The sequence below is a fragment of the Actinomadura sp. NPDC047616 genome, from assembly GCF_040642915.1.
GTDB lineage: Bacteria > Actinomycetota > Actinomycetes > Streptosporangiales > Streptosporangiaceae > Spirillospora > Spirillospora miaoliensis.
In genome coordinates this window covers 274,238-299,549 of record NZ_JBEYTB010000008.1, presented here as the reverse complement: position 1 = coordinate 299,549, position 25,312 = coordinate 274,238, and the positions used below count along the sequence as shown (strand labels likewise).

Below are 25,312 nucleotides of genomic sequence, written 5' to 3'. Positions count from 1 at the left end.
GGTCGGGCCCGCTGGTAGGCGCGGTGGTCAGGTGCGGTGGACGCGGCCGCCGAGCAGGCGCGTGCCGGGCCCGGCGGCCGCCCCCGGGCCGGATCGCGCGGTGACCGTGCCGGCGGTGATCTCCGCGCCGCATTCGGAGCAGCAGACCCGGGGCGTGAACTCCCGGCCGCAGGCGTCGTGGACGAGCAGGGCGGGCGGACCGCCGGGCGGCGTCTGCCACTTGTCGCCCCAGGCCATCATCGCCATCAGCACCGGCACCAGGTCCCGGCCGGCCTCGGCCAGGTGGTACTCGTACCGGGGCGGACGGTCCTGGTAGCGCCTGCGTTCGAGGATCCCCGCGGCGACCAGGTCGTCCAGGCGCCGCGTGAGCAGGTTGCGGGAGATGCCCAGGTTCCCGGCGATGTCGTCGAAGCGGTGCAGGCCGAGGTGGACGTCCCGGACGATCAGCGGGCTCCACCAGTGCCCGACCACCTCCAGGGTCCGCCCGATCGAGCAGTGCATGTCGGCGAAGCTGGTCTTCTGCACGGCCTCCAGGCTAGTCGGTTGACTCATTGAACGCACCCGTCCTAGGGTCGCTCACGACGGGTCAGTTCAATACAAGTACTCACTGGAGGTGGGCCATGCCCTTCGTCGAGCTGTTCGCGCCCCGGGGCGCGCTGGACGGCGAGCGCGGCACGCGGGCCAAGCAGCGGCTGGTGGCCGAGGTGATGGCGGTGGAGGGCGCGCCCGACACCCAGGCCGCACGGGACATCTCCTGGCTGGTGGTCACCGAGCCGGCGGAGTGGTTCGTCGGCGGCCGGGCCGCCGGCGCGGACGAGCCCCCGCGCTACCTGGTGCGGGTGAGCGTCCCGGCCGGGTCGCTGGACGACGGCAAGCGCCGCGAGATGGTCGAACGCGTCACCCGCGTCCTGGCCGAGGCCGAGGAGGACGCCGGCCGCCTCTATGCCGCCCCCGTCGCCTGGGTGCACCTGGTCGAGATCCCGGACGGCAACTGGGGCGCCATGGGCCGGGTGTTCCGCCTGCCCGACATCATCGAGTTCACCACGGGCGCTCCCGCGGCCGCCGGCTGAGACGAGCCGGTCACTCCCGAGCGTGCGGCGTTCCGTGACAAGCTCCGGCGCGTCGCACGCGCCGTGCCGTTTCCCCCACGGCAGGAGCGGAATACCGTCCCGAGACGCGCGGTTCCACGGCACATCCCTGATCACATGGGGACCGCACGGCCACACGTCCGCGCGGCGGGGAGCGAGGGGAGCCATGCCCGACTACGGCCACGACCTGATGTTCGGTTCGTTCATCACCCCGGGGAGCGCCGACCCGAAACAGGTGCTCGACCTCGCGCAGGCGTCCGAGGCCGCCGGCCTGGACCTGGTGACGTTCCAGGACCACCCCTACCAGCCGCGTTTCCTGGACACCTGGACGCTGCTGACCTACGTGGCCGCGCGCACCGAGCGCGTCCGCCTGGCGGGCAACGTGCTGAACCTCCCGCTGCGTCCCCCGGCGGTGCTGGCGCGCGCGGCGGCGAGCCTCGACCTGCTCAGCGGCGGCCGCTTCGAGCTGGGCCTGGGCGCCGGCGGGTTCCGGGAGGCCATCGAGGCCATGGGCGGGCGCCGCCTGACCCCGGCGCAGAGCGTCGACGCGCTCGGCGAGGCCATCGACGTCATCCGCGGCGTCTGGGACGCCGGGAACACCGCGCGGCTGCGCATCGACGGCACGTACTACCAGGTGGACGGCGCCAAGCGCGGCCCCGCACCCGCCCACGACATCGGCATCTGGCTGGGCGCCTACAAGCCCAGGATGCTGCGCCTGGTCGGCGGCAAGGCCGACGGCTGGCTGCCCTCGCTGCCGTACCTGAGCGACGTGCGCCGCCTCGCCGACGGCAACGCGATCATCGACGAGGCCGCCGCCGCGGCCGGACGCGACCCGGCCGCGGTGCGCCGCCTGCTCAACGTCGGCGGCCGGTTCGGGCCCGGCGGCGAGGAGCTGTTCTCCGGACCGCCCGGGCGGTGGGCCGAGCAGCTGGCCGGGCTGACCCTGGAGTACGGCGTCAGCGGCTACATCGTCATGGCCGACGACCCCGCCGTCCTGCGGACGTTCGGCGGGGAGGTCGCCCCCGCGACCCGCGAGCTGGTCGCCTCCGCCCGCGCGTCCGCCAGCCGGACCTGACCCCGGCGCCGCCCCCGGCGCCCGAACCCGACCCGGCCCCCCATCGCATGCCCGACCGTCCGTCCACCAGGAGGATGCGATGAAGCTGAAGCTCAGGACCGTTCCGAGCCGCCTGGCGAGCGGCGCGTACATCCTGCACAGCGGGCTGGAGTTGTGGAACGGGGACGAGGAGCAGGCCACGGCCACGCACGGCATGGCCGCCGCCGCCTTCCCGTTCCTCAAGGGCGTCCCACCGCGCAGGTTCCTGCGCCTGCTGGCCGCCGGGCAGATCGCCACCGGCGCCGCGCTGCTGGCCCCGTTCGTCCCGAACGCCCTGGCGGGGACGGCCCTCACCGGGTTCGGCGGCTCCCTGGTCGCGTTCTATCTGCGCGCTCCCGGCCTGCGCAAGCCCGGCAGCGTCTGGCCCAGCCAGGCGGGCATCGGCGTCAGCAAGGACGTCTGGCTGCTCGGCATCGGCCTCGGCCTGCTGGCGGACGCGGCCTCCGAACGCCGCGCCACGACCGGCGGCGCTGCGGAAGGCGGCTGATCGCTCCCTATGCTGGGGTGATGCTGTCTCGCCACGGGGCGGCGGCCGCCGCGCTGACGGTGCTGGTCGTCGGGAGCACGGTCGCGATGTGGCTGCGCGCGCCCGCCCATCCGCCGTGGCGGGCGGTCGTGGACGGGGTGCTGGTGCTGAGCGTGTGCGGCACGCTGCCGCTGCTGCGGCGCCGTCCCGTGGCCGGGGGCGTGTACGCGCTGGTGGCCACCGGCGTGTACTACGTGCTCAGCCCGGTCGACGGGCCGCTGATCGTCGTGACGATCCTCACGCTGTACGTGGTCGCCGCGGGCGGGCGCGTGCGCACCGCCGCGGCGCTCGGCGCGGTCCTGGTGATCGCCGCCGGGCTCGGCACGCTCGCCGGGAACGAGGACGTCAACAGCGTCGCGATCATCATGATGACCGGCTGGGTGGTGGCGCTGGTCGCCCTCGGCGCCGTCCGGCACGGCCGCCAGGAGGCGCTGCGCGCGGCGGTGCGGCGGGCCGAGGAGGAGGCGCGCTGGCGCGCCACCGCCGAACGGCTGCGCATCGCGCGCGAGCTGCACGACGTCGTCGGCCACCACCTGTCGATGATCAACGTGCAGGCGGGCACCGCGCTGCACCGGCTGCACCGCGATCCCGAGCAGGCGGGGCGGGCGCTCAGCGTGATCAAGGAGGCCAGCCGCGAGACGCTGCGCGAGATGCGCGCCACGCTCGGCGTGCTGCGCGCCGTCGACGAGCAGCCGGGCACCGAGCCCGCCGGGCGGCTGGACCGGCTGGACGACCTGGTCCGGCACGCCGAGCTGGCGTCGCTGGAGACGGCGGTGCGCGTGGAGGGCGACCCGCGTCCGCTGCCCGCCGGGGTGGACCTGGCCGCCTACCGCATCCTGCAGGAGGCCATCACCAACGTGACCCGGCACGCCGCGGCCCGCCGCGTCACCCTGCGGATCGGCTACGGTACGGCGGACCTGCTGGTGGAGGTCGAGGACGACGGAAGGGGCGCCGCCGTGGACACGGGCGGGGACGGCAGCGGCATCCGCGGCATGCGGGAACGCGCGCGGGCGCTGGGCGGCGAGCTGACCGCCGGGCCCGTGCCGGGCGGCGGGTTCCGCGTGCGGGCCCGGCTGCCTTACGGGGCGGACGGATGATCCGGGTACTGCTCGCCGACGACCAGGGGCTGGTGCGCGCCGGATTCCGCTCCCTGCTCGACGACGAGGACGACATCACCGTCGTCGGCGAGGCGGCCGACGGCGCGGGCGCGGTCGAGGCGGCGCGGGAGCTGCGGCCCGACGTGGTCCTCCTGGACATCCGGATGCCGGGCATGGACGGCCTGGCCGCGGCCCGCCGCATCGCCGCCGCCGACCCGTCGGTGCGCGTGGTGATCCTGACGACCTTCGACCTGGACGAGTTCGTCTACGGCGCGCTGCGCGCGGGCGTGGCGGGCTTCCTGGTCAAGGACACCGAGCCGGAGGAGCTGCTGCGCGCGGTGCGGGTCGCCGCCCGCGGCGACGCGCTGATCAGCCCGTCGGTGACGCGGCGGCTCATCGCCGAGTACGCGGGCCGCAAGGCGGCGCCCGAGCCGGGCCCGCGGGTGAACGCCCTCACCCCGCGCGAACGCCAGATCGTCGAGCTGGTCGCCGAGGGCCACTCCAACGACGAGATCGCGGCGCGGCTGGAGCTGCGCCCGGCCACCGTCAAGAGCCAGGTCAGCCGCGTCATGACCAAGCTGGACGTGCGCGACCGCGCGGCGCTGGTCGTGCTGGCCTACGAGAGCGGCCTGGTGCGTCCCGGCTGGGCCGGCTGACGCGGCGCCGCCCGCCGCAACCGGGGGTGTAGGGGCGCGGCCGGCGCGCGCAACAAACGGGGTACCGGACCGGCGCCTCGCGGCCGATGCGCACCGCCATGCCCCGGCAGCAGCCTGTGAGCATGAACGACAACCAATCCGGTCCCTCGCCGGCGAGCAAGGCCGGGGCCGCCGTGGTCGGCTTCCTGGTCGGCGGGGCGGGGGGCTTCTTCGCGACGGAGGCGTTCGCCGCGTTCTGCCACTTCGTCCTCGGCGTGACCCTCGACGTGGAGGACACGCCCGCCCTGCTGGTCCTGTTCGCGGGGCTGCCGCCGCTGCTCGCGGTGGTCGGCGCGTTCGTGGGGGTTCGCGTGGCGGCCCGGGAGAACGGAGGCCGCCGGTGACGACCGGACTGTTCGGACGCCTGGCCGCCTGGTCGTACCGGCGCCGCTGGATCGCGCTCGGCCTGTGGGCGCTGGTGCTGGTCGCCGTCACCGTCGCCGCGCGGGCCGTGGGCACCGACTACCGCAACGACTTCACCCTGCCCGGTACCCAGTCGCAGCGGGCGGGCGACCTGCTCACCGAGCACGGCGCCGCGCAGGCGGGCGACTCCCTGCAGATCGTGGTGAAGGCGCCGGGCGGGCTGCGCGCGCCGGACACCGAACGCCGCGTCCGCGACGTGGTCGGGCGGGTGGGCGGCCTGCCGGGCGTCGCGGCCGTCCGCGCCCCCTACGACGACCGCGCCGCGATCTCCCGCGACGGCACCATCGGGTACGCCACCGTCACGCTCACCGGCAAGGCGGAGGAGGTCCCGCGCGACGACGTCGTCCGCATCGTCGACACCGCGCGGTCGGCCGCGTCCGGCGGGCTCCAGGTGGAGGTCGGCGGGGATGCGGCGCGCGGCGCCGAGGAGAGCGGCGGCGGCGCCGAGGGCGCGGGCATGCTGGCCGCGCTGGTCATCCTCGTGCTGCTGTTCGGCTCGCTGGTCGCCGCCGCGCTGCCGCTGGTGACCGCGCTGTTCGCGGTCGGTTCGGCGATCGGGCTGATCGGGCTGGCCTCGCACCTGGCCACGGTCGCCGACTTCACCCCGCCGATCCTGATGCTGGTCGGCCTCGGCGTCGGCGTCGACTACGCGCTGCTGGTCTTCTACCGCTACCGGCACGAGCTGCTGGAGGGCGCCGAACCGCGGGACGCCACGCGCCGCGCCCTGGACGCCGCGGGCCGCACCGTCTTCGTCGCCGCCTGCACCGTCGTCATCGCGCTGCTGGGCCTGATCGCGCTCGGCCTCGGCGCGTTGCAGGGCGTGGCCGTCGCGGTCGCGCTGACCGTGCTGGTCACCATGCTCGCCGCGCTGGTGCTGCTGCCCGCGCTGCTGGGCTTCTTCGGCGGGCGCATCCAGCGGCACGTGCGCAGGCGCGCGAGCCGGACCGCCGCGCGCGGCAGGGAGCCCGGCGCGGGCTGGCGGCGGCTGGCCACGGCGGTGCAGCGCCGTCCGCTGCCCGCCCTGCTGGTGGCGCTCGCCGCACTGCTGGCGCTGTCGGCGCCCGCCCTGGACATGCGCCTCGGCTTCGCCGACGCGGGCAACGACCCGGCCTCGTCCACCACCCGCAAGGCCTACGACCTGCTCGCCGAGGGCTTCGGGCCCGGCTTCAGCGGGCCGCTGGTCGTCGTCGGTGAGACGGGCGCGGGGGAGGCGCAGCGCGTGCAGCAGATCCTGGCCCGCACCGACGGCGTCGCCGCGACCACCCCGCCGCTGCCGTCCCGCGACGGCGCGGTGCACACGCTGATCGTCTTCCCGGACGCGGCGCCGCAGGACGAGCGGACCGCCGACCTGGTGCACACCCTGCGCGAGGACGTGCTGCCCGACGGCTTCCTGGTCGGCGGCCCCACCGCCGCCACCCAGGACTTCGCCGACACCGTCGCCTCGCGGCTGCCGCTGTTCGTCACGATCGTGGTGGGCCTGTCGGCGCTGCTGCTCCTGGTGGTGTTCCGCTCGGTGCTGATCCCGGTCAAGGCGGCGCTGCTCAACCTGCTCAGCATCGCCGCCGCGCTGGGCGCGATCACGCTGGTGTTCCAGCACGGCTGGTTCGGGGTGCCGCCGGGCCCGATCGAGGCGTTCATCCCCGTGATGATCTTCGCGATCGTGTTCGGGCTGTCCATGGACTACGAGGTGTTCCTGCTGTCGCGGATCCACGAGGAGTGGACCGCCACGCGCGACCCGGGACGCGCCGTCCGCGAGGGCCTCACCGCGACCGGGCAGGTCATCACCGCCGCGGCGGCCATCATGATCGTGGTGTTCGCCGCGTTCGTCCTGAGCCCGAGCCGGATGCTGCAGCAGTTCGGCCTGGGCCTGGCGGTCGCGATCCTGCTGGACGCCGTGGTCATCCGCTGCCTGATCGTCCCGGCCGTCATGCAACTGCTGGGCCGCCGCGCCTGGTGGCTGCCCGGCCCCCTGGCCAGGCGCCTTCCGGAGGTGGCGCTGGAACGCCCCACCGGCTGAGCGCCCTTCCGAGCCGCGCGTGCCGCCCCGGGCGAACGCCCCGGGGCGGCACAGTCATGATCTACAACGTAAAGGCGCGCGGCCGTGGGAGGGTGGGGCGGCGGAAGGGGGAAGTTTGGTTCGGGTACCGCTCTTCATTACTATTGCCGGATGACAAGGATCCCGGTGGCGGTGGTGTTCCGTCATCGAGCGCGCCGCCCGCGGGCCGCCGACCCCGTCCGGGCGTGCGCCGGTGCGTACGGCTGCGGCTAGAAGGGCATCCGCGTGAGCGAAGGGACTTTCGACGGCGCCGAACGGACCGTGGCCGAGGTGCTGCGGGCGCGGCGGGAGCAGATCGCGCAGCGCTGGGCGGACCAGGCGTTCTTCCGGACCGTGTACGTCTCCGGCCGCGACGCGGCCGTGGAGGCGGCGCGCCGGCTGACCGACGCGCTCGCGGACGTGGCCGACGGCGGGCGCGGCGACGACCCCTGGGCCGCCGGGTTCGAGGGCGTGCGGACGCAGCTCGGCGAGACGATCGCCGCGCGCACGGCCGCGGGCAGCCCGCTCACGCGGATGCTGACGGACGTCGCCGAGCTGCGCGAACCCGTCCTGACGGCGGTGGACGAGGAGCTGGACGGCCAGGGCGAACGGCGGTGGGCGGCGCGGGCCGCGGCCGTCGAGCTGCTGGGCACCCTGCGGCTGGTGGTGATGGACACCGCGGTCGACAAGGACGCGGCCGTCGTCGCGCGGCAGCGGCAGGAGATCCTGGAGATGGCCACGCCCGTCCTCAAGCTCTGGGACGGCGTGCTGTCGGTGCCGCTGATCGGCACCCTGGACAGCGCCCGCAGCCAGGTGGTGATGGAGACGCTGCTGGAGTCGATCGTCGAGCACCAGGCCCGGGTGGCGATCCTGGACATCACCGGCGTGCCGATGGTCGACACCGTCGTGGCCCAGCACCTGATGAAGACCGCCCTGGCGGTGCGGCTGATGGGCACCGAGTGCGTGGTGAGCGGCATCCGCCCGCAGATCGCCCAGACCATCGCCTCACTGGGCATCGACCTCGGTGAGATACGCACCCGCGCAACGCTCGCCGACGCGCTCGGCTACGCGTTGCGGCGGATCGGCGCACCGCTGCCGGGCTGAGAGGCGACGATGGAACGCGTTGCCATCCTGGACCTGCAGGACGTGCTGCTGGCCACGATCCAGACCCAGCTGACCGACCAGCTCGCGCTGACGCTGCAGGAGGAGCTGCTGGAGCGCGCCGCCGCCACCGGCGCCCGCGGCGTGATCATCGACATCTCCGCGGTGGAGGTGGTCGACTCCTTCCTGGCCCGGGTGCTGACCGAGATCGCGCTGTCGGTGCGGCTGCTGGCGGCCCGCACCGTCGTGGCGGGCATGCGGCCGCCGGTCGCCGCGACGCTGGTGGAGATGGGGCTCGACCTGCCCGGCGTCACCACCGCGCGGTCGCTGCCGCACGCGCTGGACCTGCTGGGCGCCGCGCCGGCGGCGCCCGGCGCACATGATCAGGACGGGCGTTGAGAGGCCCGGCGGCCGGGGCGGTGCTGCCGATCACCAGCGACATGGAGATGGCGGCCGTCCGGCAGGCCGTGCGCGAGTCGGCCATCCGGATCGGGATGAGCCTGGTGGAACAGACCAAGCTGATCACCGCCGCCAGCGAGCTGGCCCGCAACACGCTGGTGCACGGCGGGGGCGGACGGGTGGAGATCGTCGAGGTGGAGCGGCACGGGCGGCGCGGCGTGCGGCTGACGTTCACCGACGAGGGGCCGGGCATCGCCGACGTGGCGCGCGCCCTGTCCGACGGCTACAGCAGCGCGGGCGGGCTCGGCATGGGCCTCGGCGGGACGCGGCGGCTGGTGGACGACTTCACCATCGACACCGAGCCGGGCCGGGGGACCACGGTCACGGCGGTGCTGTGGTCGGTCCGCCCGGCCGGACCGGGGTGAGCCGCCGGATGATCGTGACTGCGGGGTGGAACCTGGAGGTCGATGATCCGAGCCGGATCCACGGAGCCGAGACGGCGGCGCGGCTGGCGGGCCTCACGGCAGGGCTGGCCGCGCGGGACGTGGCCGCCTGCGAGCTGGCGGCCGTGGAGCTGGCGACGAACCTCACCCGGTACGCCGACGCGGGCCGGCTGCTGATCAACGCGTTCGGGCCCGAGCCGGGCATGGTGCAGCTCGTCGCGGTCGACAAGGGCCCGGGCATCGGGGACGTGGGCGCGTCGATGGTCGACGGCTACTCCACCACCGGCGACTCGCTGGGCGCGGGCCTGGGCGCCTGCCGGCGCATCGCCGCCGTGTTCGACCTGTACAGCCTGCCGGGGCAGGGCACCGCCGTGCTCGTCCAGATCGGCCGGGCGGACGCGGCGGAACCGGCGGAACCGGCGGTCCGCGTCGGGGGAGTGGTCACCCCGCATCCGGCGGAGACCGCCATCGGCGACGGGTGGGGCGCGGTCCGGTCCGGGGACCTGCTCACGCTCGCGGTGGTGGACGGGCTCGGGCACGGCGTGAAGGCGGCCGACGCGCGGCACGTCGCGCTGGAGACCGTCCGGCGCCGCCCGGACGCCGAACCGCAGGGGATGCTGGACGAGCTGGACGCCGCCCTGCGCGGCACCCGCGGCGCGGCCGGCGCCGTCGCGCAGCTCGACACGCGGTCGGGCGGCATGCGGTTCGGCGGCGTCGGCAACCTGACCGCACGGCTGCACCGGGGGCCGCGCGTCGACGTGCTGGTGTCGCGTCCCGGAATCCTCGGTATGGGGAAACGTCCCCGTCCCTACGAGCGTGGCCCCGTCTCCTGGGACGATCCCGGCATGCTGGTGATGAGCACGGACGGCGTCGGCGGCTGGGACCTCGGCCGCTACCCCGGAGTCGAGCGGCGTCATCCGGCCATCGCGGCCGCGCTGATCTGGCGTGACGCGTGGCGCGGCACCGACGACGCCACCGTCGTGGTCGCTTCCAGGTCCCCCGCGAGAGGCACGGCATGACACGGCAGATCCTCAGCCGGGCGATCGGCGGCCCGGACGACCTGAACGACGTCTGCTCGGCGGTGGCGGCGGCCACCGCCCGGCACGGCGTCGACGCCGAGGAACGCGCCCGCTTCACCCTGGCGGTGGCGAGGACGCTGCGCGAGCGCGCCGCCGCGTCGCAGCCCGCGCGCCTCACGCTGACCCTCGCGGCGGCCGGGGACGGGGACGGCGGGGAGCTGACCGCCGAGGTCGTCCCCGGCGGGCCGGACGGGGCGCCGGAGACCGTCGCCACGATCGCCGTCCCCGACCCGTCCGCCGACTCCCACGGCGACGCCGGTGACCGGGACGGGCTGCTGGAGCTGCTCGCCGCCCAGCACGAACGGCTGGCCTGGCACCAGCAGGAGCTGGAACGCACCGACCAGGGCGTGCTGGCGCTGCACGCCGAGCTGGCCCAGGCCGCCGAACGGCTGCGCGCCGCCAACGCCGAGCAGGCCCGCCTGCTGGACGCCGAACGGGAGGCCCGCGCGGCGGCGGAGTCGGCCCGGTCCCGGCTGGCGTTCCTGGCCCACGCCGGCGCCACCCTGTCGGCCTGGCTGGACCACGAGCAGGTCATCAAGCAGCTGCACAGCCTGGTGGTGCCGCGGCACGCCGCCGCCATGGAGGTGTGGATCTCCCGCGACCAGCGGGCGCTGACCCCGTCGGGAGCGCTGGACGAGGACGCCCCCGGGGCCGCGCCGCCCGAGGCCGTGGTCGCCGCGCACGACAGCGGCCGCACGCGGCACGTCACGCCGTCCCCGTCGTCCCTGATGCCGGGGGTGGAGGTGCGGCCGGGCCCGGCCGAGCTGCTGGCCGTCCCGCTCATCTCCGGCGGGCGCGCGCTCGGCGTGGTCGCCTACACGCCCGCCGGCCACCCGTTCACCGCCGACGACATCGCCGTGTTCCGGGAGCTGACCCGGCTGGGCGCGGCGGCGCTGGACAACGCCATCCGCTACGAGCACGAACGCGGCGTCGCCGAGAGCCTGCAGCGCGCCATGCTCACCGACCTGCCGCCCGCCGCGCCGCTGGAGTTCACCGCCCGCTACCTGCCCGCCGAGGCCGGGCTGAACGTGGGCGGGGACTGGTACGACGCGTTCCAGCGTCCCGACGGGCAGGTGATCGCCGCGATCGGCGACGTCACCGGGCACGGGCTGCGCGCGGCCACCCTCATGGGCCAGCTGCGCACCGCGCTGCGCGCCTACGCCCTGGACTCGGCGGGCCCCGGCGAGGTGCTGGCCCGCATGCACCGGCTGCTGACCCACCTGCAGCCCGACGACCTGGCCACCGCCGTGCTGCTGCAGTACGCCGGGAACGGCCGGCTGCGCTGGGCCAACGCCGGGCATCCGCCGCCGCTGCTGCGCGCCCCGGACGGCACGGTGCGGGTGCTGTACGGCGGCGACGTGCTGCTGGGCATGCCGCTGCACGACGGCCCGCTCACCGACCGGGAGGTCGAGCTGCCGCCCGGCGCCACCCTGCTGCTCTACACCGACGGCCTGGTCGAGCGCCGCACCGCCTCGTTCGAGGCCACCACGGACCGGCTGGCCGAGGCGTTCGCCGCCGCCGACGTCGGCGGCGGCCTGGACCGGGTCGCCGACGTCCTGCTGGACCGTATGCTGATCGACAGTGCCCGCGAGGACGACACCTGCCTGCTGCTGTGCCGGGCGCGGCCGGTCGCGACGGACGGCGACGGCCCCGCCATGAGGACGCTCGTGCGGTCCCGTGCCTCGGCCTCGGACGCGCGCGACCGGGCACGCACCGTGCCCTGACATCCGGAGGCCCCCATTCCCTCGTCCCGCCGATCCGCGTCGGCCCGTCTCGCCGCGCCCGTCGCCGTGCCCGTCGCCGTGCCCGGGGCACCGGCGGGGTCAGGCCGGGCGGGAGACGTCGGCGGGCTCGTCGGGGGCCTTCCCCTCGGTGGCCTTGCCTTCGGTGGCCGCGGTGTGGAACTGCAGCAGGCCCGTCAGCAGCGCGGTGCGCGCCGAGGGGGACATCCTGGCCAGCACGCCGGCCAGGTCGGCGCGGCGCCGTTCGCGCAGCCGGTCCAGCAGCAGCGTGCCGTCCCGGCTGAGCCGCAGGCTGATCACCCGGCGGTCCCGCCCGGGCACGCGCACCAGCAGCCCCGCCGCCTCCAGCCGGTCGCACAGCCGGCTGGCCGACGACGGCAGCGCGCCCAGCTCGGCGGCCAGGCCGCTGAGGTTGATGCTGCCGTGCCGTTCCACGATGAACAGCACCCGCAGCTGCGTGGCGGGCACCGGCACGGACGCCTCCGAGGTCCCGCCCCACACCGCCGCGAGGGTGCCCACCGCCTCGTCCATCGCCGCGGCGAGCCGGTGCAGCCGGTCGGGTTCGACCGGTTGCGCGGGATCACTGTGCGGCACTGTCATGCCCCCAACTGTTACACATCCGTCCGATCTCCGGCACGCGCTGCGACTCCGCCCGCCCGGGTCACCGGCGACCTGCCGCCCGTCCAGGTGAGGCGACCATGACCGAGGACCCGTTCACCGCCGTCGAGCAGGCGATCTGGAAGGCCCGTCCGCACGGCGTACCCGCGGCCGCCGCCAAGATTCTCACCACCCATTTCGGCGCCGACCACGCCGTGACGCTGCTGGTGGACTACCGCATGGCGCACCTGGTGCCCGTCGGCGGGGACACCGGCCCCGACACCGGGCCGGACATCGGGCCGGACGCCGGCGGCGACGCCGAGCCGGTGCCGCTGGACGCCACCTTCGAGGGCCGCGCCTTCGCCACCCAGCAGACGATCGTGGAACCGGTGGACGACGGCGCGGCGTGCCGGCTGCACCTGCCGCTGACCGTGCACGGTGAACGGATCGGCGTGCTGAGCGTCCACCTGCCCGGTCCGTCCCGGCCCGAGGACCATCCCGCGCTGGAGGCCGTGGCCACCATGGTCGCCCGCGCGCTGAAGGTCGCCGACGGCCATACCGACGTCTACCGGCGGGCCCGGCGCCGCGTCCGCATGACCCTGGCCGCCGAGATCCAGTGGGACCTGCTGCCGGGGCGGTCGTGCGAGAGCGACGAGTTCAGCCTCGCCGGGCAGCTGGAGCCCGCCTACGCGGTGTGGGGCGACAACTTCGACTGGTCGCTGGACGCCGAGCACCTCACCGTGACCGTCACCAACGGCACGGGCCGCGGCATCGAGGCCGCGCTGCTGACCCAGCTGACCGTCAGCGCGCTGCGCAACGCGCGCCGCTCCGGGGCGGGCCTGGTCGACCAGGCCGTGCTCGCCGACGAGATCCTGCACGCCCACCACCGGGGCGCCCGCACCGCCGCCACCCTGCTGCTGCGGTTCGAGCTGGGCACCGGGCGCGTCACCGCCGTGGACGCCGGGTCCCCGCTGGTGTACCGGCTGCGCGGCACCACCGTCGAGCCGGTCACGCTGGACGCGCAGCTCCCGCTCGGCATGTTCGGCGACACCCGGTACGTCGAGCAGGAGTTCTGGCTGCAGCCGGGGGACCGGCTCGTCCTCGTCAGCGACGGCGTCCACCAGGCCCAGTCGCCCGGCGGGGAGGTCTACGGCGCCAGCGCGCTGCCGCGCGCGTTGCGGCAGACGCGCCTGCAGGGGCCGCCGGAGGCGGTCCGCACCCTCATCCGCGAGCTGCTGCACTACCACGAGAACACCGAGCTCGCCGACGACGCCGTGGTCGTCTGCCTCGACTGGACCGGCAAGAGCGGCCAGACCGCCGCGCGCCCCGCCGGCCACTGACGGTGCCGTGGCCCTTCCTATGGACCATAATGATGGTTGTCATTGATTACGGGAGGACAAGGTGGCGCAGCCGCATATCAAACGGGGGGTGAAGGTCGGCGAGGCGATCGCGCAGGACATCGTGCGGAAGATCGGCGCGGAGGGACTGGCACCGGGCACGCCGCTGCCGTCCGAGGCCCAGATGATCGAGGAGTACGGGGTCGGGCGCGGGTCGCTGCGCGAGGCGCTGCGCATCCTGGAGGTGCACGGCCTCATCTCGATCAAGCCGGGGCCGCGCGGCGGGCCGATCGTCGCCGAGGTCAGCGCGGCCGCCTTCGGCCAGATGGCGTCGCTGTACTTCCAGGCGGCGCGGATGACCTTCCGGGAGCTGATGGAGGCCCGGCTGGTGATGGAGCCCGTCATGGCGCGGCTGGCCGCCGAGCGCCGCGAGCCCGACAAGGTCGAGCTGCTGGAGCGCATCGCGCAGGGCACGCCGCTGGACGACGACGCGGGCTACCTCAGCCACAGCGGCGACTTCCACCGCCTGGTGGCGTCCATGTCGGGCAACGGCATGCTCAACCTCTACAGCGCCTCGCTCGGGCACATCTTCCACGACCGGGTCAGCGGGATGTTCTTCCCCAAGGCCCGCCGCGCCAAGGTCCGCGAGGCGCACGCCGCCATCGCGCAGGCGATCGCCGACTCTGACGCCGACGCGGCCGAGAGGCTGATGCGCGACCACATGCAGGAGTACGCCACCTACGTGCGGCGCAAGCAGCCCGCGCTGATGAACGAGGTCGTCGGCTGGCGCTGACGGCGCGCCGGGCCCCGGCTCCGCGCCTCGGGGAGCCGCCCCTCAGGCTCCGGTCCAGCGCGGGGCGCGCTTCTCCACGAACGCCCGCGCGCCCTCCTTGGCGTCGGCCGACTCGCGGACCGGGCCGACGATCTCCTCCTGCCGGTCGAACTGCTCGTCCAGCGTCCAGTCCGCCGACTCCACCAGCACCCGCTTGGACGCCGCCAGCGCCAGCGGCGCGTTCGCGGCGACCTCCTCGGCCAGCTCCAGCGCCCCGGCGAGGGCCCTGCCGGGATCGGTGAGCCGGCCGACCAGGCGCACCTCGGCGGCGTCGGTGGCGGGCCACATCCGTCCCGTCAGGGCCAGCTCCATCGCCAGGTGGTACGGCACGCGCCGCTGCAGCCGCAGCAGGCCCCCGGCGGCCGCCGTCAGGCCCCGTCTCACCTCCGGCAGCCCGAACGTGGCCGCGCGCGACGCCACGATCAGGTCGCAGGCCAGGGCGATCTCGAAGCCCCCGGCCAGCGCGTAACCCTCCACGGCCGCGATCAGCGGCGTGCGCGGCGGCCGCCGCACCAGCCCGGCCAGGCCGCGTCCCTCCACGACGGGACGCTCGCCGCGCGCGAACCCCTTGAGGTCCATGCCCGCGCAGAACGTCCCGCCCGCCCCGGTGATCACACCGACGGCCAGGTCGGCGCGGGAGTCCAGCAGGTCCAGCGCCTCGGCGATCCGGTGCGCCATGTTCCGCGTCACGGCGTTGCGGGCGGCGGGCCGGTTCATGGTGAGCACCAGCACCGGGCCGCGCTCCTCGACCAGCAGTTCCGGCTCCGCGCCGGCGGTCTCGTTCATGCTCTCCTCGTCTCCTCGAACCATTGAGGAGGGACGACCCCCTTCACCCCCCGAATGCCGCGCCGACGCGATCCTCGCGTCGCTGCGGTCGCGTCAGCGCGGGGCCATGCGCAGCGCGCCGTCCAGGCGGATGGTCTCGCCGTTCAGCATCCTGTTCTCGATGATCTGCAGGGCCAGCGAGGCGTACTCGTCGGGGACGCCGAGCCGGTTGGGGTGGGGGACGCTCCTGCCGAGGGACTCGCGCACGTCCTCGGGCAGGCGGGCCAGGATCGGGGTGTCGAACAGCCCGGGCGCGATCGTGGTGACCCGGATCAGCCGCGACGCCAGGTCGCGCGCGGCCACCAGCGTCATGCCGACCACGCCCGCCTTCGCCGACGCGTACGGGATCTGGCCGATCTGCCCCTCCCACGCGGCGACCGACGCGGTCAGCACGCACACGCCGCGTTCGCCGCCGACGGGCTCGTTGCGGGCCATCCGCGCCGCCGCCAGCCGCAGCACGTTGAACGTCCCGATCAGGTTGATCCGCACGATCCGCTCGTAGGTCTCCAGCGAGCCGGGGCTGCCGTCGCGGCCGACGAGCCGCACCGGCCCGCCGCGTCCCGCGCAGTGGACCAGGGCGCGCAGCGGGGCGGCGGCCTCGGCGGCGTCGAGCGCGTCCTGCACGCCGCCGGGATCGGTGACGTCGGCGGGGGCGAACGTGCCGCCGAGCCGCCCGGCCACGGCCTCGCCGTCCGACTCGGGCAGGTCCAGGACGACCACGTGGGCGCCGCGCTCGGCGAGCCGCGCCGCGGTGGCCGCGCCCAGGCCCGAGGCGCCGCCGGTGACGATGACCGATGTTCCGTTGACGTCCACGCGGGTGTCTCCGTTTCGCGGTGGTCGAAGGCGGGGGTCAGAGGCGTTCGATGACGGTGGCGTTGGCCATGCCGCCCGCCTCGCACATCAGCTGCAGCCCGTAGCGGCCGCCGCCGTCCTCCAGGGCGTGCAGCATCGTGGCGGTCAGGCGGGCGCCGGACGCGCCGAGCGGGTGGCCGAGGGCGATGGCGCCGCCGCGCGGGTTGACCCGGGCCGGGTCGGCGTCCGGGAACTCGGCGAGCCAGGCCAGCGGGACGGACGCGAACGCCTCGTTGATCTCGATGTGGTCCATGTCGGCGAGCGTCAGCCCGGAGCGTTCCAGGACCCGGCGCGTCGCCGGGATGGGCGCGGTGAGCATCAGCAGCGGGTCGTCCCCGCACACCGCCATCGCGTGGACGCGGGCGCGCGGCGTCAGCCCCAGCTCCGCGCAGCGGCCGGCGCTCATCACCAGCAGGGCGGCGGCCCCGTCGGTGATCTGCGACGAGTTCCCGGCGGTGACGTGCCAGCCGATCTCGGGGAAGCGGGCCGCGACGTCGTCGCGCGCGAACGCGGGCCGCAGCGCGGCCAGGCGTTCCACGGTGCTGTCGGGGCGGATCGTCTCGTCGCGGGCGAACGCGCCCGCCGGGGTGCCGACCGGCACGATCTCGCGGTCGAACGCGCCGGAGTCGCGCGCGGCGGCGGCCAGGCGGTGCGAGCGGACGGCGTAGGCGTCCAGGTCGTCGCGTCCCAGCTTCCAGCGGGCGGCGACCAGCTCGGCGGCGACGCCCTGCGGCACCAGTCCGGGGGCGTACCGTTCGCCGACCGCGGTGCCGTACGGGTCGGCGCCCGCGCGGGCCGAGCCCATCGGAACCCTGCTCATGGATTCCACGCCCGCCACGACGACGACGTCCTGGCATCCGGACATGACGGCCTGCGCGGCGAAGTGCAGGGCCTGCTGGCTGGACCCGCACTTGCGGTCGATGGTGGCGGCGGGCACGTGCGGCGGCAGCCCGGCCGCCAGCCAGGCCATCCGGCCCGGCGTGGCCGACTGCTCGCCGACCTGCGACACGCATCCCACCAGCACGTCGTCGACGAGTCCGGGGGCGAGGTCGTGCCGGGCGAGAAGCGCCGTGAACGTCCGGGCCAGGAGGTCGACCGGGTGGACGTCGGCGAGCGCGCCGCCCGGACGGCCCCGCGCGCTGGCCGTCCGGACCGCGTCGACGATGACGGCCTCGGCCGGCGGGTGTCCCTGCTGCATGGCAATTGATTATCATGATATGCATCAGTATGTCCACGAGCGCCGGTGACCGCCGCTCGCCCATAAACCAGGTTCATCATTACTAGGGAGAAGGCGGGTTCCATGACTGCCGTTGCCGAGCATCCCGAGATCGACGAGATCCGCGCGCTGGCGGCCCGGGTGGCGGCCGAGGTGTTCGGCCCGTCGGCCGCCGAGCGCGACGCCGCCCGCGCCCCCGTGCCGGAGACCGAGCGGCGCCGCCTGGGCGAGCTGGGCTTCCTCGGCATCGCGCTGCCCGAGCGGTTCGGCGGCGCGGGCGCCCCGCTGCCGCAGGCGCTGGCCGTGATCGAGGAGTTCGCCAAGGTGTCCCGGCCCGCGGCGTTCCAGATCTTCGAGGCCAACACCGGGCCCGCCCAGGTGATCAACCATCTGGGCACCGAGGAGCAGCGGGCGCGCTGGCTGCCGCCGATCATCCGGGGCGAGAGCACCATGGCCGTCGCGATCTCCGAACCGGACGCCGGGTCGGCCGCCACCGACATGCGCACCCGCGCCGAACCCGTTCCCGGCGGCTACGTCGTCAACGGCGTCAAGCGCTGGATCTCCAACGGCGGCGAGGCCGACCGGTACCTGCTGTACTGCCGGATGGGCGACGCCCCCGGATCCAAGGGCATCGGCGCCGTCGTCGTGGAGAAGGGCATGCCCGGCCTGAGCTTCGGCCCGCCCGAGAGGCTCATGGGCTTCCGCGGCATCCCGTCCGCCGACGTGATCCTCGACGGCGTCCGCGTGCCCGAGGAGAACGTCGTCGTGCCCGCCGGCGGCTTCGGCAGGCTGTTCGGGGTCTTCTCCATCGAACGGCTCGGCAACTCCACCATGAGCCTGGCGATCGGGCAGGCCGCGCTCGACCGCACCCGCGAGTACGTGCGCCGGCGCGAGCAGTTCGGCAAGCCGCTGGTGGAGTTCCAGTCCGTGCAGCTCACGCTGGCCGACATGCTGCTGCAGGTCGAGTCGGCCCGGCTGCTGGTCGAACGCGCCGCCGCCGGCGCGGGCACCGGACTGCCCGACCCGCTGCACACCTCGCTGGCCAAGTGCGCCGCCAACGAGATGGCCAAGCGCGTCACCGACCTGGCCATGCAGCTGCACGGCGGCAACGGCTACACCGAGGAGTACGGGATCGAGCGCCTGCACCGCGACGCGCACGGCTGGGCCATCGCGGGCGGCACCCCCACCATGCAGCGCATCCGCATCGCCTCCGAGCTGCTCGGCCGCAGGTTCGACCAGCGCCGCTGACCGTCCGCCCCCGACACCGACCCCGAGGAGCATCGTGGAAGAAGGGCAGTTGTTCGAGCTGAGCCCGCGTCACCGCAAGGTGCGGGAGGCGGCGCGGGAGGTCGCGGCGCGGGTGGACGCGTTCGCCGCCGAGGCCGACGAGAGCACCGAGGTGCACGCCGGGGTCCTGGACGCCCTGCGCGCCTCCGGCCTGGCCCGGCACGTGGTGCCCGCGGCCCACGGCGGGGAGAGCGAGACGCTCGACCCGCTGACGATCACCGTCGTGCGCGAGGCGCTGATGTACTCCTCGGCGCACCTGGACTCGCTGTTCGCCATGCAGGGCATCGGCAGCTACTCGCTGGCCGTCGGCGGGACCGACGAGCTGCGCCGCGCGTGGCTGCCCCGGGTGGCCGCGCTGGAGGCGATCGCCGGGCTGGCGCTCACCGAACCGGACGTCGGGTCCGACCTTCGCGCCGTCACCACCACCGTCGACCGCGTCGCGGGCGGCGTGCGGGTGCACGGCCGCAAGTCGTTCATCACCAACGGCGGCGCGGCCGACTTCTACTGCGTGCTCGGCCGCGAGGGCGACGACGGGTACTCGATGGTGCTCGTCCCCGCCGACGCGCCCGGGCTGACCGTCACCCGGGGCAGCGACCTCATCGCCCCGCACATCCTCGGCGAGCTGGACTTCGACGGGGTCGTGGTGCCCGAGGAGAACCGGCTCGGCGTCCCCCGCAAGGCGTTCTCGCTGATGCTGCAGACCCTCGCGGTGTTCCGCGTGTCGGTGGCCGGCTCGGCGGTCGGGCTGGCGCAGGCCGCCCTGGACGAGGCGCTGCGGCACGTCACCACCCGCGAGCAGTTCGGCAGGCCGCTGATCCACCTCGGCGCCGTCGCGCAGAACGTCGCCCTGTCGTGGACGGAGGTGGAGACGGCCCGCGCGATCGCCTACCGGGCGGCGGCGCTGGCCGGCTCCGACCCGCTGGCCCGCCTGGACATGTCCTCGATCGCCAAGGTCGGCGCCACCGAGGCCGCCGGCCGGGTCGTGGACCGGTCCCTGCAGGTCATGGGCCGCTTCGGGCTGGTGCGCGGCTCGAAGATCGAACGGCTGTACCGCAACGCGCGTCCGCTGCGCGTCTACGAGGGCGCCACCGAGGTGCTGCTCGACTCGCTCGCGCGCCGCCTGGCGAAGGGAGTCTCCTGATGGATCTGCGGCTGCGGGACGCGGTCGTCCTGGTGACCGGCGCGAGCCGGGGCCTGGGCGCCGCCATCGCGCTCCGGCTCGCCGCCGAGGGCGCCCATGTCGTCGGCGCCGCCCGCTCCAAGGACGCCCTGGACGAGCTGGCCGGGCGCGGCGGCGGTCGTATCACCGCCGTGGAGGCCGACATGCGCGACGAGGACGCCGTCGCCGGGCTCGCCGACGAGGTGGTCGCCCGGCACGGACGCATCGACGCGCTGCTCAACAACGCGGGCGTCGCCCCGGCCGGCAGGTTCGCCGACCAGGACCCCGCCGTGTGGAAGGAGACGATGGCGGTCAACGTCATCGCGCCCATGCTGCTCGCGCGGGCCGCCGGACGGCACATGATCGCCCAGGGCGGCGGCCGCATCGTCAACGTCGCCTCCACCACCGGCGTGCGGGGCAAGCCCCACCTGGTCGCCTACTCGACGTCCAAGGGCGCGGTGGTGCGGTTCACCGAGGCCCTGGCCGCCGAGTGGGCCGCGAAGAACGTCCAGGTCAACTGCCTGGCGCCGGGCGCGTTCCGCACCGACGCCCAGCGCGCCGTGCTGGAGTCGCCCGACCTGCTGCGCCGCCGCGTCGCCCGCATCCCCGCCGGGCGCATCGCCGACCCGGTCGAGCTGGTGCCGCTGGCGTGCCTGCTGCTGTCCCCGCTGTCGTCGTTCACCACCGGCGCGACGTTCGTGGTGGACGGCGGCGAGTCCGGCAAGCTGTGAGGGAAACATGATCATTGATGCGCACAGCCACGTCTGGCCGGACCGGATCGCCGCGGCCGCGCTCGGCGGCAACCGCGTGCCCGGCCTCACCGCGCGCGGCGACGGCACCGTCGGCGGCCTGACCGCGGCGATGGACCGCACCGGCGTCGACGTCAGCTGCTGCCTGGGCATCGCCAACCAGGCCCGGCACGTCGACAAGGTCAACGCGTTCGTCGCCGGGCTGGCGGGGGAGCGGCGGATCGGCGTCGGCACCGTCCACGTCGACCTGCCCGTCGAGGAGAACATGGCCAGCCTGCGGCGGCACGGCGTCAGGGCCGTCAAGCTGCACCCGCTGTTCCAGAACTTCGCCCTGGACGACCCCCGCCTGTGGGACCTGTTCGAGGCGTTCGGCTCCGACGTCGCCGTCATCGCCCACGTGGGGGAGGGCGGCGACGCCCGCACCAACGCGCTGTCCAGCCCCCGGATGATCGCCGACATCGCGCGGCGGTTCCCCGACCTGCGGCTGGTGGCCTGCCACTTCGGCGGCTACCGCATCCTGGACCAGGCCGAGGAGATGCTCGACGGCGCCGACGTGGTGCTGGAGACGTCCTGGCCGCCGAGCCTGGCGGAGCTGCCGCCCGAACGGGTGCGGCGGCTGGTGCGGCGGCACGGCGCGGAACGGATCGTGTTCGGCTCGGACTGGCCGATGACCGACCCGGGCGAGGAGATCGCCGCGATCGGGGCGCTCGGCCTGACCGACGACGAGACCAAGTCCGTGCTCGGCGGCACCATGGCCCGCGTCCTGGGGATCGACTCGCCCTGGGCCAGATGAACCGGTCGAGGTGAACCGGGGACCGGACGCTCCGGGAGGTCCCGCGCGGCCTCCCGGAGCATGCGGAGCGCCGGAGTGTGCGAGCGCCGGTGCGGCAGGGGGCGTTACGGGCCGTCGCTCCACACGATCGGGGCCGCCAGCACCTCGGGGAACTTGCGTTCGGCGTAGCGGATGTACTCGTCGATGTGCCGGGTCATCGCCTCGGCCGACGCCGCCGGGTCGCGCGCGGCGATCGCCTCGTAGATCCGCAGGTGCGCCCGGTGCACGGCGCGGCGCCGCACCTCCGGGTAGTCGATGCCGATGGCCGAGCCGTCCAGGATGCCCAGCAGCGCGTCCACCACGAGCCCGAACAGCTCGTTGCCCGAGCCGTGCGCGATGACGTCGTGGAAGCGCTTGTTCTGCTCCAGGAACACCGCCTGGTCGTGCAGGTGGTCGCCCATGACCTCGACGCTGGAGCGCAGGTCGGCCAGGTGCCCGGCGCTCATCCGCTCGGCGGCCAGCCGCGCCATCATCGGCTCCAGCCCGCCGCGCGCCTCGGCGACCGTGCGGAACGGCGCGTTGCCGAACTGCAGCAGCAGCGTCAGCGTGGTGGCCAGCGTCCCCGCGTCCGGCCGCTGCACGACCGGGCCGCCGCCCGGCCCCGGCTTCAGCGCGATCACGCCCTGCAGCTCCAGGAACCGCAGCGACTCGCGCAGCGTGCCGCGGCCGACGCTGTAGTGCTCCAGCATCTCCCGCTCGGGCGGCAGCCGGTCGCCGACGGTGTTGCCGCGCCGGTTGATGTCGGCGACGATCCGCTGCGCCAGCAGCTCGGCGGTCTTCTTCGGCCGCGGCGTGCCCCGGGCCGCCGGGCCGGGCGCCACCGGTGCCGTCATCGTCAGGACCCTCCCGGGGCGCTGATCACGCCCGCCGCGGCCAGCTCGGCCAGCCGGTCCGCGGGCATCCCCAGCTCCCCGCCCAGCACCTCGCCGGTGTGCTCGCCGACGCCGGGCACGCCCTCGTACGCCGGCCCCGCGTAGTCCTTGACGTGCAGGACCGGGCCGGGCATCACGGCGGCCGGGCCGAGCACGGTGCCCGCCAGCTCCACGAGCGTGCGCTCGGCGAAGTGCGGGTCGCGGGTGATGTCGCGCGCGTCGTTGACCGGCGCCGCCACCACCTCGTGCTCGTCCAGCACGGCCAGCACGTCGGCGCGCGGCCGCGACCGCACCCAGTCCGCCACGATCTTCTGCAGCGCCTCGTTGTTGGCCATGCGCGCCGCGTTGGTGGCGTACCGTTCGTCGGTGCGCAGGTCGGGCCGGTCCATCGCGTCGAACAGCCGCATCGCGATGCTCTGGTTGGACGCCGCGATCGACAGCCACGCCCCGTCGGCGGCCTGGTAGATGCCGCGCGGCGAGGCCGCGCCCGACGCGTTGCCGCAGCGCTGCATGATCTCGCCGGAGGCGGTGTAGCGCAGCACCGCGTCACCGAGGATGAACATCAGCGGCTCGTACAGCGCCACGTCCACCTCGCCGCCGGCGCCGTCGCCCGTCTCCCGCCGGTACAGCGCCATGGTCGTGCCGAACGCCGCCGCGATCCCGGCGATCGAGTCGGCGAACCCGAACGGCGGCGCGGTCGGGGGAGAGTCCGGCCAGCCGTTGAGGAAGGCGTACCCGCTGGCGGTCTCGGCGACGGTGCCGAACCCGGGACGCTCCCGGTACGGGCCGGTCTGCCCGAAGCCGCTCACCCGCGTCAGCACCAGGCCGGGGTTGTCCTGCGACAGCTCCTTGTAGCCCAGGCCCCACGCCTCCATCCGGCCGGGCCGGAAGTTCTCGATGAGCACGTCGGCGTCCCGGGCCAGGCGCCGGACGATGTCGCGCCCGGCGGGCCGCCGCAGGTCGACGCCCACCGACCGCTTGCCCGCGTTCAGCCTCGAGAACCCGATCGCCAGGCCGTTGTGCGCGGGCTGCCACTGGCGGGCGAAGTCGCCGCTCGCCGGGTCCTCGACCTTGACCACGTCCGCGCCGAAGTCGCGCAGCATCCGGCCGGCGGTCGGCGCCGCGTACATCGAACCGAGCTCGATGACGCGCACGCCCGCGAGCGGGCCGTCGGCGGGGGGCGGACTGTCGTCGCGCATGTCAGCAGGGCTCACGCGCCGGACCTCCAGGTGTGTTCACGTGCGGGACCCTCCCGCTCGCGATCGGTTCGTGGGACGGCTCGGGGTCAGCTCAGGTCGAAGCCGTCGTAGTCACGTGCGGCCACGTCGGCGCAGATCTGCCGGTACCGTCCGACCCCGCCGACGTAGGGCATGAACACGCGCGGCTTGCCCGGCACGTTCGCGCCCAGGTACCAGGAGTTGCCGCGCGGGTACAGCGTCTGCGCGGCGACGTCGTTGACGTGCTCGACCCAGGCGTCCTCCTTCTCCAGGACGGCCTCGGAGCGGGTCAGCCCGTTCTTGCGCAGGTACTCCAGGTGGTCGGTGACCCACTCGACGTGCTGCTCGATCGACACCAGCACGTTGCTGATGACCGAGGGGCTGCCGGGCCCGGCCATGAAGAACAGGTTGGGGAACCCGTGGGTGGCCAGCCCCAGGTACGTGCGGGGGCCCGCCGACCACTTGTCCCGCAGCGACCGCCCGCCCCGGCCGCGGATGTCGACCTTCAGCACGGCGCCGGTCAGCGCGTCGAACCCGGTGGCGAACACCAGCACGTCCAGCCGGTGCAGCTCCGGCCGCGCGCCGCCGGTGCGCACGCCCTCGGGCTCGACGCGCTCGATGGGGGTCTCGCGCAGGTCGACCAGGCGGACGTCGTCGCGGTTGAACGTCTCGTAGTAGCCGATCTCCAGGACCAGGCGCTTGCTGCCGAACGGGTAGCCGCGCGGGGTGAGCCGCTCGGCCACCTCCGGGTCCCGGACGATCTCGCGGATCTTCGACCGGACGAACTCGGCGGCCCTGTCGTTGGCCGCCGGGTCGCGGGTGATGTCCCTGTAGGCGGCCTGGATGTCGGGTCCGCCGCGCCGCCAGTACTCCTCCAGCCGTGCGCGCAACTCCTCGGGGGCGGCCTCCACCGCCAGGTCCTCGTGCAGCACGCGGTGCGTCCCGCCCGGATGGTTGCGGGCCTGCTCGCGGTACTCCTCGAAGCGCGACTTGAGGTCGGCGACGTACTCGGGGTCGAGCGGGCGGTTGACGGCCGGGACGATGTAGTGCGGGGTGCGCTGGAAGACCGTCAGGTGCGCGGCCTGCCGGGCGATCTGCGGGATGACCTGCACGCCGGACGAGCCGGTGCCGATCACGCCCACGCGCCTGCCGGTGAAGTCGACGCCGTCGTGCGGCCAGTTCCCGGTGTGGTGGCAGTCGCCGGCGAAGTCGCCGACGCCCTCGATCTCGGGCGGCTTGGCGACCGACAGCTGGCCGGTGGCCATGATGACGTGGCGGGCGGTGACGCGGTCGCCGTGCTCGGTGGCGGCCGTCCAGGTGCCCACCGCCTCGTCGAAGGTCAGCGCCGTCACCCGCGTGCGGAAGGTGATGTCGCGGCGCAGGTCGAACCGGTCGGCGACGTGGTCGATGTAGCGCAGGATCTCCGGCTGGGACGGGTAACGCTCGGTCCAGTTCCACTCCTGGACCAGCTCGTCGGAGAAGGAGTAGCAGTAGTCGACGCTCTCGATGTCGCAGCGCGCCCCCGGGTACCGGTTCCAGTACCAGACGCCGCCGACGTCGCCCGCCGCCTCCACGGCGTGCACCCGGTGGCCGAGCTCGCGCAGCCGGTACAGGGCGTACAGCCCGGCGAAGCCCGCGCCGACGACCAGGACGTCCAGCTCCCCGGGCGGCGGCCCGGGACGTTCGTTCGATGCGGTGGGCGTGCTCACTGCCAGGCGCTCCTACCCTTAACTCTGATAATGAAATGAAGGTATTTGGTGGATGGTCACTCCGTCAAGCGGCCGCCGGGGCGACG

The 25,312-nt window shown here is 74.8% G+C and carries 26 protein-coding genes; 18 read left to right on the top strand and 8 right to left on the bottom strand.

Features of this window, described 5'->3' with window-relative positions; genetic code table 11:
• Positions 1-27: 27 nt before the first annotated feature.
• Positions 28-552 (bottom strand): helix-turn-helix domain-containing protein, encoded by a 525-nt coding sequence (locus ABZ801_RS21230; protein WP_360700170.1) that lies wholly within the window; start codon positions 550-552, stop codon positions 28-30.
• Between the two features lie 68 nt (positions 553-620).
• On the opposite strand from ABZ801_RS21230, the gene ABZ801_RS21225 reads away from it, so the two are divergent.
• The 12 genes from ABZ801_RS21225 to ABZ801_RS21170 all read left to right on the top strand — a co-directional run bounded on the left by ABZ801_RS21225 (position 621) and on the right by ABZ801_RS21170 (position 11,724).
• Entirely contained in the window at positions 621-1,070 is a 450-nt protein-coding gene (locus ABZ801_RS21225; protein ID WP_360700167.1) for a hypothetical protein, read from the top strand.
• A gap of 184 nt (positions 1,071-1,254) precedes the next feature.
• Entirely contained in the window at positions 1,255-2,163 is a 909-nt protein-coding gene (locus tag ABZ801_RS21220) for an LLM class flavin-dependent oxidoreductase (RefSeq protein ID WP_360700164.1), read from the top strand.
• A gap of 79 nt (positions 2,164-2,242) precedes the next feature.
• Positions 2,243-2,689, top strand: coding sequence for a hypothetical protein (locus ABZ801_RS21215; protein WP_344940524.1), 447 nt, complete (start codon positions 2,243-2,245; stop codon positions 2,687-2,689).
• A 20-nt stretch (positions 2,690-2,709) separates the two neighbouring features.
• Positions 2,710-3,825 (top strand): sensor histidine kinase, encoded by a 1,116-nt coding sequence (locus ABZ801_RS21210; protein ID WP_360700161.1) that lies wholly within the window; start codon positions 2,710-2,712, stop codon positions 3,823-3,825.
• On the top strand, positions 3,822-4,481 hold the full coding sequence (locus ABZ801_RS21205; protein WP_360700158.1) for a response regulator transcription factor: 660 nt from the start codon (positions 3,822-3,824) through the stop codon (positions 4,479-4,481). The genes ABZ801_RS21210 and ABZ801_RS21205 overlap by 4 nt, the downstream gene beginning before the upstream one ends.
• 122 nt (positions 4,482-4,603) lie before the next feature.
• Entirely contained in the window at positions 4,604-4,864 is a 261-nt protein-coding gene (locus tag ABZ801_RS21200) for a hypothetical protein (protein WP_344940515.1), read from the top strand.
• Positions 4,861-6,960, top strand: a complete 2,100-nt coding sequence (locus ABZ801_RS21195; RefSeq protein WP_360700155.1) for an MMPL family transporter — start codon at positions 4,861-4,863, stop codon at positions 6,958-6,960. The genes ABZ801_RS21200 and ABZ801_RS21195 overlap by 4 nt, the downstream gene beginning before the upstream one ends.
• Positions 6,961-7,224: 264 nt before the next feature.
• A complete protein-coding gene (locus ABZ801_RS21190) occupies positions 7,225-8,082 on the top strand; it encodes an STAS domain-containing protein (protein ID WP_360700152.1) in 858 nt (285 codons plus the stop codon).
• A gap of 9 nt (positions 8,083-8,091) precedes the next feature.
• Positions 8,092-8,478: an STAS domain-containing protein gene (locus tag ABZ801_RS21185; protein WP_360700149.1), complete on the top strand. Its 387-nt coding sequence runs from the start codon at positions 8,092-8,094 to the stop codon at positions 8,476-8,478.
• A 41-nt stretch (positions 8,479-8,519) separates the two neighbouring features.
• Entirely contained in the window at positions 8,520-8,903 is a 384-nt protein-coding gene (locus ABZ801_RS21180; protein WP_360700393.1) for an anti-sigma regulatory factor, read from the top strand.
• An 8-nt stretch (positions 8,904-8,911) separates the two neighbouring features.
• Complete coding sequence (locus tag ABZ801_RS21175; RefSeq protein WP_360700146.1) at positions 8,912-9,940, top strand: SpoIIE family protein phosphatase; 1,029 nt, start codon at positions 8,912-8,914, stop codon at positions 9,938-9,940.
• Positions 9,937-11,724, top strand: a complete 1,788-nt coding sequence (locus ABZ801_RS21170) for a GAF domain-containing SpoIIE family protein phosphatase (RefSeq protein WP_360700143.1) — start codon at positions 9,937-9,939, stop codon at positions 11,722-11,724. Before ABZ801_RS21175 ends, ABZ801_RS21170 begins: the two co-directional genes overlap by 4 nt.
• Positions 11,725-11,823: 99 nt before the next feature.
• Here ABZ801_RS21170 and ABZ801_RS21165 read toward each other — a convergent pair whose 3' ends face one another.
• Positions 11,824-12,342 carry a MarR family transcriptional regulator gene (locus ABZ801_RS21165; protein WP_360700141.1) on the bottom strand — a complete coding sequence of 173 codons (519 nt, stop codon included), beginning with the start codon at positions 12,340-12,342 and terminating at the stop codon, positions 11,824-11,826.
• 98 nt (positions 12,343-12,440) lie between these two features.
• Here ABZ801_RS21165 and ABZ801_RS21160 point away from each other — a divergent pair, with 98 nt between their 5' ends.
• Positions 12,441-13,679 carry a GAF domain-containing SpoIIE family protein phosphatase gene (locus ABZ801_RS21160; protein WP_360700138.1) on the top strand — a complete coding sequence of 413 codons (1,239 nt, stop codon included), beginning with the start codon at positions 12,441-12,443 and terminating at the stop codon, positions 13,677-13,679.
• Between the two features lie 61 nt (positions 13,680-13,740).
• Positions 13,741-14,469, top strand: a complete 729-nt coding sequence (locus ABZ801_RS21155; RefSeq protein ID WP_360700135.1) for an FCD domain-containing protein — start codon at positions 13,741-13,743, stop codon at positions 14,467-14,469.
• A 42-nt stretch (positions 14,470-14,511) separates the two neighbouring features.
• On the opposite strand, the gene ABZ801_RS21150 is transcribed toward ABZ801_RS21155, so the two are convergent.
• From ABZ801_RS21150 to ABZ801_RS21140, 3 genes are all read right to left on the bottom strand, one after another.
• Positions 14,512-15,294: a crotonase/enoyl-CoA hydratase family protein gene (locus tag ABZ801_RS21150; protein WP_360700132.1), complete on the bottom strand. Its 783-nt coding sequence runs from the start codon at positions 15,292-15,294 to the stop codon at positions 14,512-14,514.
• 93 nt (positions 15,295-15,387) lie between these two features.
• Entirely contained in the window at positions 15,388-16,146 is a 759-nt protein-coding gene (locus tag ABZ801_RS21145; protein WP_360700129.1) for an SDR family NAD(P)-dependent oxidoreductase, read from the bottom strand.
• 37 nt (positions 16,147-16,183) lie between these two features.
• Positions 16,184-17,383 carry a thiolase family protein gene (locus ABZ801_RS21140; RefSeq protein WP_360700126.1) on the bottom strand — a complete coding sequence of 400 codons (1,200 nt, stop codon included), beginning with the start codon at positions 17,381-17,383 and terminating at the stop codon, positions 16,184-16,186.
• A 102-nt stretch (positions 17,384-17,485) separates the two neighbouring features.
• Here ABZ801_RS21140 and ABZ801_RS21135 point away from each other — a divergent pair, with 102 nt between their 5' ends.
• The 4 genes from ABZ801_RS21135 to ABZ801_RS21120 are packed head-to-tail and all read left to right on the top strand — an operon-like array spanning position 17,486 to position 21,389.
• Positions 17,486-18,649: an acyl-CoA dehydrogenase family protein gene (locus tag ABZ801_RS21135; protein WP_360700123.1), complete on the top strand. Its 1,164-nt coding sequence runs from the start codon at positions 17,486-17,488 to the stop codon at positions 18,647-18,649.
• A 34-nt stretch (positions 18,650-18,683) separates the two neighbouring features.
• Complete coding sequence (locus tag ABZ801_RS21130; protein WP_360700120.1) at positions 18,684-19,829, top strand: acyl-CoA dehydrogenase; 1,146 nt, start codon at positions 18,684-18,686, stop codon at positions 19,827-19,829.
• Positions 19,829-20,578, top strand: a complete 750-nt coding sequence (locus tag ABZ801_RS21125; RefSeq protein WP_360700117.1) for an SDR family oxidoreductase — start codon at positions 19,829-19,831, stop codon at positions 20,576-20,578. The genes ABZ801_RS21130 and ABZ801_RS21125 overlap by 1 nt, the downstream gene beginning before the upstream one ends.
• A gap of 7 nt (positions 20,579-20,585) precedes the next feature.
• Positions 20,586-21,389: an amidohydrolase family protein gene (locus ABZ801_RS21120; RefSeq protein ID WP_344940472.1), complete on the top strand. Its 804-nt coding sequence runs from the start codon at positions 20,586-20,588 to the stop codon at positions 21,387-21,389.
• Between the two features lie 104 nt (positions 21,390-21,493).
• Here ABZ801_RS21120 and ABZ801_RS21115 read toward each other — a convergent pair whose 3' ends face one another.
• From ABZ801_RS21115 to ABZ801_RS21105, 3 genes are all read right to left on the bottom strand, one after another.
• Positions 21,494-22,261: an FCD domain-containing protein gene (locus tag ABZ801_RS21115; protein ID WP_344940470.1), complete on the bottom strand. Its 768-nt coding sequence runs from the start codon at positions 22,259-22,261 to the stop codon at positions 21,494-21,496.
• Between the two features lie 2 nt (positions 22,262-22,263).
• Positions 22,264-23,514, bottom strand: a complete 1,251-nt coding sequence (locus ABZ801_RS21110; RefSeq protein ID WP_360700113.1) for a CoA transferase — start codon at positions 23,512-23,514, stop codon at positions 22,264-22,266.
• Between the two features lie 71 nt (positions 23,515-23,585).
• On the bottom strand, positions 23,586-25,226 hold the full coding sequence (locus tag ABZ801_RS21105) for an NAD(P)/FAD-dependent oxidoreductase (protein WP_360700110.1): 1,641 nt from the start codon (positions 25,224-25,226) through the stop codon (positions 23,586-23,588).
• Between the last annotated feature and the right edge of the window lie 86 nt (positions 25,227-25,312).

Bases quoted from the DNA above. Each gene is read 5' to 3' on its own strand.
- ABZ801_RS21125 (WP_360700117.1), top strand. From the start codon at position 19,829: ATGGATCTGCGGCTGCGGGACGCGGTCGTCCTGGTGACCGGCGCGAGC.
- ABZ801_RS21215 (WP_344940524.1), top strand. From the start codon at position 2,243: ATGAAGCTGAAGCTCAGGACCGTTCCGAGCCGCCTGGCGAGCGGCGCG.
- ABZ801_RS21135 (WP_360700123.1), top strand. From the start codon at position 17,486: ATGACTGCCGTTGCCGAGCATCCCGAGATCGACGAGATCCGCGCGCTG.
- ABZ801_RS21140 (WP_360700126.1), bottom strand. From the start codon at position 17,383: ATGCAGCAGGGACACCCGCCGGCCGAGGCCGTCATCGTCGACGCGGTC.
- ABZ801_RS21165 (WP_360700141.1), bottom strand. From the start codon at position 12,342: ATGACAGTGCCGCACAGTGATCCCGCGCAACCGGTCGAACCCGACCGG.
- ABZ801_RS21175 (WP_360700146.1), top strand. From the start codon at position 8,912: ATGATCGTGACTGCGGGGTGGAACCTGGAGGTCGATGATCCGAGCCGG.
- ABZ801_RS21185 (WP_360700149.1), top strand. From the start codon at position 8,092: ATGGAACGCGTTGCCATCCTGGACCTGCAGGACGTGCTGCTGGCCACG.
- ABZ801_RS21120 (WP_344940472.1), top strand. From the start codon at position 20,586: ATGATCATTGATGCGCACAGCCACGTCTGGCCGGACCGGATCGCCGCG.
- ABZ801_RS21150 (WP_360700132.1), bottom strand. From the start codon at position 15,294: ATGAACGAGACCGCCGGCGCGGAGCCGGAACTGCTGGTCGAGGAGCGC.
- ABZ801_RS21170 (WP_360700143.1), top strand. From the start codon at position 9,937: ATGACACGGCAGATCCTCAGCCGGGCGATCGGCGGCCCGGACGACCTG.
- ABZ801_RS21180 (WP_360700393.1), top strand. From the start codon at position 8,520: ATGGAGATGGCGGCCGTCCGGCAGGCCGTGCGCGAGTCGGCCATCCGG.
- ABZ801_RS21160 (WP_360700138.1), top strand. From the start codon at position 12,441: ATGACCGAGGACCCGTTCACCGCCGTCGAGCAGGCGATCTGGAAGGCC.
- ABZ801_RS21210 (WP_360700161.1), top strand. From the start codon at position 2,710: ATGCTGTCTCGCCACGGGGCGGCGGCCGCCGCGCTGACGGTGCTGGTC.
- ABZ801_RS21230 (WP_360700170.1), bottom strand. From the start codon at position 552: ATGAGTCAACCGACTAGCCTGGAGGCCGTGCAGAAGACCAGCTTCGCC.
- ABZ801_RS21225 (WP_360700167.1), top strand. From the start codon at position 621: ATGCCCTTCGTCGAGCTGTTCGCGCCCCGGGGCGCGCTGGACGGCGAG.
- ABZ801_RS21220 (WP_360700164.1), top strand. From the start codon at position 1,255: ATGCCCGACTACGGCCACGACCTGATGTTCGGTTCGTTCATCACCCCG.
- ABZ801_RS21205 (WP_360700158.1), top strand. From the start codon at position 3,822: ATGATCCGGGTACTGCTCGCCGACGACCAGGGGCTGGTGCGCGCCGGA.
- ABZ801_RS21115 (WP_344940470.1), bottom strand. From the start codon at position 22,261: ATGACGGCACCGGTGGCGCCCGGCCCGGCGGCCCGGGGCACGCCGCGG.
- ABZ801_RS21200 (WP_344940515.1), top strand. From the start codon at position 4,604: ATGAACGACAACCAATCCGGTCCCTCGCCGGCGAGCAAGGCCGGGGCC.